The 7,271-nt window shown below is 71.8% G+C and carries 5 protein-coding genes and 1 pseudogene; 5 read left to right on the plus strand and 1 reads right to left on the minus strand.

The genetic code is table 11. From position 1 onward, the window contains the following. Positions 1–94 precede the first annotated feature (94 nt). The 5 genes and pseudogenes from Mterra_RS23695 to Mterra_RS17195 form a co-directional block, all read left to right on the plus strand. A pseudogene (locus Mterra_RS23695) lies at positions 95–319 on the plus strand (RNase A-like domain-containing protein); the annotation flags it as partial. A 52-nt stretch (positions 320–371) separates the two neighbouring features. Continuing rightward, entirely contained in the window at positions 372–629 is a 258-nt protein-coding gene (locus Mterra_RS23240; protein WP_119316268.1) for a hypothetical protein, read from the plus strand. Between the two features lie 2 nt (positions 630–631). Further along, positions 632–967, plus strand: coding sequence for a hypothetical protein (locus Mterra_RS17185; RefSeq protein WP_119316269.1), 336 nt, complete (start codon positions 632–634; stop codon positions 965–967). Positions 968–1,384: 417 nt separating this feature from the next. Next, positions 1,385–2,488: a YncE family protein gene (locus Mterra_RS17190; RefSeq protein ID WP_119316270.1), complete on the plus strand. Its 1,104-nt coding sequence runs from the start codon at positions 1,385–1,387 to the stop codon at positions 2,486–2,488. Between the two features lie 17 nt (positions 2,489–2,505). Then, complete coding sequence (locus Mterra_RS17195; protein ID WP_119316271.1) at positions 2,506–4,392, plus strand: carboxypeptidase regulatory-like domain-containing protein; 1,887 nt, start codon at positions 2,506–2,508, stop codon at positions 4,390–4,392. A gap of 104 nt (positions 4,393–4,496) precedes the next feature. Here the strand turns inward: Mterra_RS17195 and Mterra_RS23495 are convergent. Continuing rightward, positions 4,497–7,271: ATP-binding protein (locus tag Mterra_RS23495; protein ID WP_147372906.1), on the minus strand; the 2,775-nt coding region annotated here is incomplete at its 5' end.

Genomic DNA, 7,271 nt, shown 5'->3' on the forward strand with positions numbered 1-7,271 from the left:
GCCCCGGGCGGCGTGGTCCCCCGGGGGCGGGCTATCCCTGCGCCCCCTCGCCGCCCCCCGCAGCGCCGCGCCCGCCTCGGCCTCCACGAAGCTGATCCAACGGGCTATTCGTGAAGGAGTTGAAGCTGCTTCGACGTTCCCGAATAAAGCCACGGCAACAAGGGCTGTTCTAGAGAACATACGCAGTCATGCAGATAAGATAGTCGAGTGGTTGGATAACAAAGTCAAGTTGCCCGACCAGCCGCTAAGGCTAGAGTTCGAACACTCATTCGAGGTGGGGCGCAGTGTGCAAGAAGGCTCGAAACGTGTGCAAGGAGGATTGAAAAAGTCTGTCCTAACTACCGTGCGAAGAAGCGGTCTACACGTCGCAGTTGGAGGGCCGCTGGTGCGGCTTCACCGACGGGCTGCCCGAGGTGGTCATCAAGATCCCGAAGAAGGCCCTGAGGTTGGATACAGTGGAAGTTCCCAGACCTACAGGCAACAACCCGAAGGTCGCCAACTACGAGTTCACCACCTCGGCCTATCCCACGGCGGGCAAGGGAGGGGCTTTGCAGTTTGTAGCTCAGACGGACTCATTTGATGAGGCTTGGGTGTCCGAACTGAGTCGTAGGATTAAAGGGAGGCGCTAGGCGTGAAGGAAGCTTCCAGAGAATCCCAACGCAAATACCACGGCGTCAAGGGTGAGACCCTGGCCGAGATCTTCAAGGCTGCGGACCGCCGCGAGCAGGTGAGCGGCGAGCTCGTCGATCGGCTGTGCCTGCAGGTCCTCAGGACCTACCCCGAGATCCCCGAGGAGGACCACCCCTGGATGCTCGAGCACGTCCGTGACGGGGTGGAGGATTTCCTCTACTACGCCAACTGGGACTACTTTAAGGGGCTGGCGGAATACCGCAAGAACCACGACGGTAAAACCTACGACGAGAACATCCTGATTCCTGAGATCATGCGGGCGGCCAAGATTCTATAGGGGTAGCTCGGGGAAGCGGGCGTGACCAGGGCCATAGAGGCCGGATACCAGGGGGACGCCCTTGGTGAGTTTTCCTTTCGTAGACGCCGCTCGGCTCGGTGAGCCAGCCGAGTAACGCCAGGCTAACGCCGGTTCGGGTAAGGTTTAGGCATCGCGCGCCAGACAACCCGGGCGCTCCGTTCAGGGGCCGCGGACGCGTCGTCGCCGATGCCTCTTTGCTCCGCCCAGCTTCGGAGGGGCGAGCCGGCAGGGAGGGGTGTTGAGCCCCCGATTCACGCCCCAAGCAGGAGGACCATGAGACGACCGTGGATAGCCTCGTTGCGTGCCTCACCCGCGCCGCACCCCATTCTGGGCGCGACCGTACCTACCCCCACGTCACGCTCGAGCCCACCGGGCGGCTCGAGCCTCGCGAGGGGCGTGCTGGGGCTGCTGGCCCTGGCCCTGGCGGCCTGCACCGCCGCGCCGCCGAACGCCCCCCACTGGGTGTGGGTGAGCCAGGCCGGCTCCCGGAGCGTGGCGGTGGTGGACCCTTCGGAGGGGCGGGTGGTGAAGCGGATCACCGTGGGGATGCTGCCCCACCGCCTGCTGCTGGCCCCCGACGGCCGCACGGTCTACGCGGTGCTGGTGGGCTCGCAAGCGGTGGCCGAGATCGACGTGCCGGGCCTGGCGCTCCGCCGCACCTTCCTCACCGCCCCGGTTCCCGAGCGGCGGGACGACGGGAGCGTGATCGCGGCACACCAGGAGCAGAACGCCTCCGGGCACACCACCTGTTTCGACTGCCACGGCGGGGGCCCGGCCAAGCCGGCCATCGTGGGGACGCGGCCCTTCGGGGTCGCGCTGTCCGCGGACGGCGCGAGGCTGGTCGTCAGCCAGATCCGCGCCGGCAGCCTGGCGGTGCTCGAGCGCTCGAGCGGGGCCCTGGAGCGCACCGTGCCGCTGCCGCCCGCCGGCGAGGCCCACGAGGCGGTGGACGTGGCCCGGCTGGGCGATAGCTTCTACGTGACCCTGCGGCCCACCCAGCCCGCCACGACCCCGTCGGTGCTTCGCCGCCTGGAAGCTCAGACCCTCCAGGCGCGGTCCGAAGAGCCGACCGGCAGCGACCCGGCCATGCTCCTGCCCGACCCCGAACGGGGCCGCATGCTGGTCTCCAACTTCGAGACCAACACCCTCACGGCCTTCGGGGCAACCGGCGGGCGGAGCACCTACACCGTCAGCCCAGGCCCCCTGGGGATGCTGCTCCTCCCGCAGGGGCGCTTGCTGTCGCTCGGCTACTACTCCAACTCGGTCTCACTCGTCGGGCTGGACAGCGGGAAGGTCGAGAGCCTGGACCTGGAGCTAGGCGGCGAGAGGTACGTCAACCCCACCCACGCGGCGCTGGCGCCCGACCGGCGGCACGTCTACATCGTCTCGAGCGGCACCAAGGGTCATCTGCTGGTCTTCGACCTCGCGGAAAAGCGGGTGACCCGGGCGATCCCGATCGACGGGCTCTCCTTCGACGTCGTGGTAGTCCCTAAGCCTTAGGGCGGAAAGGAAGCGGTATGAACACGAGAATTTGGCTGGCATTATGCGCCGGGCTCCTCCTGGCGGCTTGCGGCGGCGGCAAGCCCAACCCGGGCGGCAGCGGCACCGTGAGCGGTTTCGTGACCGACATCGGCAGCGGTGCCAAGCTCGCCGGGGTCAGCGTGGAGGGGGTGGGCACCGCCGCCAAGACCACCACCGACGCCTCGGGGCAGTTCAGCCTCGGCGGCCTGGCCGAGGGCACGGTCAAGCTCAGCTTCCACAAAGACGGCTACGCGCCCGGCTACGCCACCGCCCGCACCGGGGCCCAGGAGGCCAGCACCCTGGTGGCGCTGAAGAAGGAGGGCAGCGCCCAGCCCTATGACCCGGCCACCGGCCAGACCCTCTACCAGATGACCGAGGCCGGGCCTTACGCCGTGATCTTCGCCGCCGGCAGCCTCGCCACCGCCGACGCCAATCTGCGGGTGGTCATCACCCCGCTCGACCCGACCAAGGAAGGGCAGGCCCTCCCCGGCCAACTTCGGGCCGGTTCGAACCCGCTCATCCCGGTCACCTTCGCCGAGTTCAGCATCCTCGACTCGGCCGGCCGGCGCATCAACCTCAAGCCCGGCGCCTCGGCCATCGTCGAGCTGCCGATCCCGCCTGAGCTCCGCGGGGCCTACCCCATCGGCGCCAAGATCCATTGCTACGCTTACAACCCCGAGACCGGGCAGTGGGAGGACTTCGTAGAGGGCACGGTCGAGCTCTCGAGCGTCGACGGCAGCACCCCGGTGCTGCGGGCGAGCATCCGCCACTTCTCCTGGTACGGCGGGGCGCCCGAGGGGCAGAAGTGCCGCAACGGGGCGGTTCAGGTCGTCGATGCCGGCGGCAAGCCCCTCGAGGGGGCCACCGTCGTGGTGACCCCCGGGGTCAACGGCACCACCAACGCCGAAGGGGTGGCGAGCGTGTGGATCGCCGAGGGCAGCCCCAACCCCAAGATGTACGCCTACAAGGTGTCCACCAACTCCGACGGGCGAATACCGGAGCTGCCCAGGACCGCCAAGGTCATCGACATCGGCTACTTCGTCACCGACGACCTCGGCGTGGTGCTGCCGGGCCTGGTGGAGAAGGACTGCGCCAGCGTCACCGCCTCGAGCGCCCCCGTCGGCCCGCAGTCGGGCCACCCCGGAAGCCCCGAGAACCCCTTCGTCATCCGCCTGGGGCCGGTGGGCGCGGCCGTGTACGACGTCGAAGCCTGGCTGCTGGCGAGCAGCGGGCAGGCCTTCGTGCAGATCGGGCAGGGGATCCCCGGCGAGGACGGGGAGATCGAGGAGAGCGAGCCGGTCGACGGGGCCAGGGTCACCCTCCTCGACGGCGAGGGCCGTTCGGCGGTGCTCACCGGCCTCGGGGGCGGCAGCTACTACCTCGAGGGCGGCCTGAGCCTCACGCCCGGCCGTCGCTACACCCTCAGCATCGACGCCGACGGCAACGGCAGCGTGGAGGGCAGCGGCTCGCTGGTGGCGGTGGGCAACGTGGCCTGGGAAGGCGGGCTCGACGGCTCCACCCGGCCCGCGCAGGGCTTCACGGCCCGCTGGAGCGACCCGGCGAGCGGCGTGAGCGGGTACTCGCCCGTCTACTACGCCGTTGTCTCCAACGGCGCGACCGAGCCCGAGGACTACGACTTCGACTACTACGTCGGCCCGGCCCGCGAGTTCCAGCCGCACTCCAACGCCCTCGGGGCCGCCGAGGGCGCCCCGCTCAAGCCCGGCGACTACACCGGCTCCTTGTGGGCGTTCAGCGGGGCTTTCGCCCCCGCCGGCAGGAACGACTTCACCGTCAGCAACAACATCACGGGGGTGGGGCTCAGCGGCCGCTTCTACAGCTTCAGCCAGGCCCCCGGCGTGACCTTCACCCTTACCGCGCCCTGATCGCCCCCGCACGCCCGGGGAGATCCCGCCGCCTGATCCCATGGCGGTTCCCGCGAGCGCCCGCCGGTCCCGGCGGGCGCGTTCGGGAGGTGCGGGAGGACGGCCTACCGGCCCGGGCCGCCGTTGTGCGCGAGGAAAGCCCCCTCGAGCTCGGGGTAGGCCGAAAGGCTGCCGGCCAGCCCGCCCACGGTCGCGGCGGCCTCCTGGCGGAGGCTGCGGGCCTTCTCGGCTTGCCGGAGGGCGGCGTAGGCGTCGGCCAGGGCGCGGCGCAGCTCGAGCGACTCCAGGGGGTAGGCCTTTTTGGAGGCCAGGAAGCCCTCCGCCGCGGCGGCGAGGGGCTCCACGGGCTGCCCCAGCGCCTGAGCCGCCCGCAGGGCCAGCGCCTGCAGGCCCGCGGCCCACACCCCGCCCTCGCGGGGCGCGGCGGCGCGGGCCAGGGCGGCCGCGGGGGCCCCGCAGGCGAGCTCGAGGCGGGCCAGGGCGTAGCTCGCCAGGGCCTGCACGAAGGCTTCGGGGTGCTCAAGCGCGGCCTCCAGGCGGGCCCGCCGCCGCTGTGCGGCCTCGAGCCGCCCCTCGGCCAGGTCGCACCAGGCCAGGGTGGCCTCGAGCTCGGCGTCGGGCTCGGCCGGGCTGGAGCGCTGCTCGAGCCACTCCAGCAGCCCGCGGGCCTGCGCCGGGGCGCCCAGCCACACGTAAAACTGCGCGATCTGCAGCCGGATGCGGCGGCGGTTGGGCCACTCCCCCACCCCCTCGACCAGCTCCAGCGCCCGGCGGTAGTGCTCCAGCGCGGCGCCCAGGCGGCCCTGCCAGCGGTGAACGTTGCCCAGGGCGTCGTGGTACTCGGCGACGAACACCGCGGCGGTGGGGTCGGTGAGGGCCTGGCCCTCCTCCAGGGCCGCGCGGGCGGCCTCGAGCTCGCCCTGCTCCACGTAGCGCTTGGCCAGCTCGTGCAGGCTGTAGACCAGCATGTGGGTGTGGTTGACCCGGCGGGCCGTCGCCACGGCCCGTTCGAGCTGCTCGACCGCCCGGCCGGTGTCGCCGCGGGCGACGGCGAGGTGGGCGGCGGTGGTCAGGGCGGTGATCTGCATCCCCTCGTGGCCGGCCTCGGCGGCGAGGCGGACGGTCTGCCGGTTGTGGTGCTCGGCGGCGTCGAGGTCCCCCCGCTGCATCGCCACCCGGCAGAGGTTGGAGTGCAGCGAGGAGCGGGCCAGGGGGTCGTCCCGGGCGTACTCGAGCCCCTCGCTCAGGCGCTGCTCGGCGAGCTCGAGCTCCCCGGCGAAGAGGTGGGCAGCCCCGCCGATGCCCAGCAGCCGGGCCCGGGCCGTGCCGGAGATGGCGGGCAGGCCCAGCCCCCGCCCGACGACCTCGATGGCGGCGTGGAACTGCCCGGTGTTGTGCAGGGCCGAGCCCTGCCGGATGAGGACCTGCGCCTCGAGCTCGGGGTCGCCCAGCAGGGCTGCCGTGGCCGCCGCGGCCTCGAGCTCGCGCTGGTGCTGCTCGTACTGGTGGGTGTTCGCCAGGATGTACGCCCTCCGCAGCCGGACCTCGACGGCCTCCCGCCCGGAAAGCCCGTTCGCCAGGGCTTTCTCGTAGTGCCCCAGGGCCTCGGGGTAGGCGTAGACCGCCTCGGCGGCCCGGGCGGCCTCGAGGCGCCAGCGGACGGCCTCCGCGGGCTTCCCGGCCTGCTCGAGGTGCTCGGCGACGCGGGCCGGCGGCCCCGCCAGGCGCTCGAGGCTTGCTGCCAGCTTGAGGTGGAGCAGCCGCCGGCGCTCGGGGGAGAGCGCGTCGGCGAGCGACTGCGCGAAGAGGTCGTGGGTGAAGCGGTAGCCCCCCGTGGGCATGGCCTCCAGGATGCGCGCCTCCGCCGCCCGCTCCAGCGCCTCCAGCCCCTCCCACTCGGTGAGGGCGGTGGCCCCCTGCAAAGTCTCCGGGCGGAAGCCGTCGCCCGCCAGGCTGGCGGCCTCGAGCAGCCGCCGGACGGCCCCGCCGAGGTTGTCCACCCGGCGCAGCACCGCCTCGCGCACCGAGGCGGGGATGGGCAGCTCGCGGTAATCGGTGGTCTCCTCGTCGTAGGGGGTCTCCCAGCCGCCCTGCGCGTTGACGCTCAACAGCCCCGACTCGAAGAGGGTCTTGAGGGTCTCGAGCACGAAGAAGGGGTTGCCCGCGGTGGCCTTGTACAGCCGGCGTGAGAACAGCCGCCCCTCCCCCGAGCCCGACATCCGCCGCACGAGCTCGAGCAGTTGGGGCTCGGCCAACGGCTCGAGCTCGATCAGCACGCCCTGGCCCTGGCCCACCGTCTGTTCGACCAGCGCCCGCACCTCCGGGCGCAGCTCCCCCCGGCGGAAGGCGGCCAGTACCCGCCGCCCGTCGCCGCGCTCGCGGAAGCGCTGGGCTGCGTAGAGCCCCATCTCCAGGCTGGCCGCGTCGAAGAACTGCAGGTCGTCGCTGAGCAGGGCCACCCGGTCGCGCGTGGCCTGGTCCATGAACTCCGCGAAGGCGTCGTAGAGCCGCAGCCGTTCCTCGGGGGAGCGCAGGGGGGGCGGGGGCTCGTCGTCAAGCTCAGGCACCAGCCGTGCCAGCTCACGCCGCACCCACGGCTGCGGGCGCAGGCTGGGGTCACGCCGCGACAGCTCCCGCACCGAGCGGCTGAGGGTGGCGAAGGGCACGCCGGGGTCGGTGGGGCGCCCCTCGTTGGCCTCGAAGGCCCCCTTGGCCGCGGTGAATTCGCGCATAAGCCGGGTCTTTCCCACCCCGGGCTCGCCCGTGAGCAGCACGATCTGCCCGGCGTCCCATGCCGCCTCCATCCGCTCCCAGGCTGCCTCGCGCCCCACCAGCGGCGGGCGCAGGGGAAGGGCGGGGGGCGGGCCGTGAAGCACGAG

It is taken from the genome of Calidithermus terrae (genome assembly GCF_003574345.1).
Taxonomy (GTDB): Bacteria; Deinococcota; Deinococci; order Deinococcales; family Thermaceae; genus Calidithermus; species Calidithermus chliarophilus.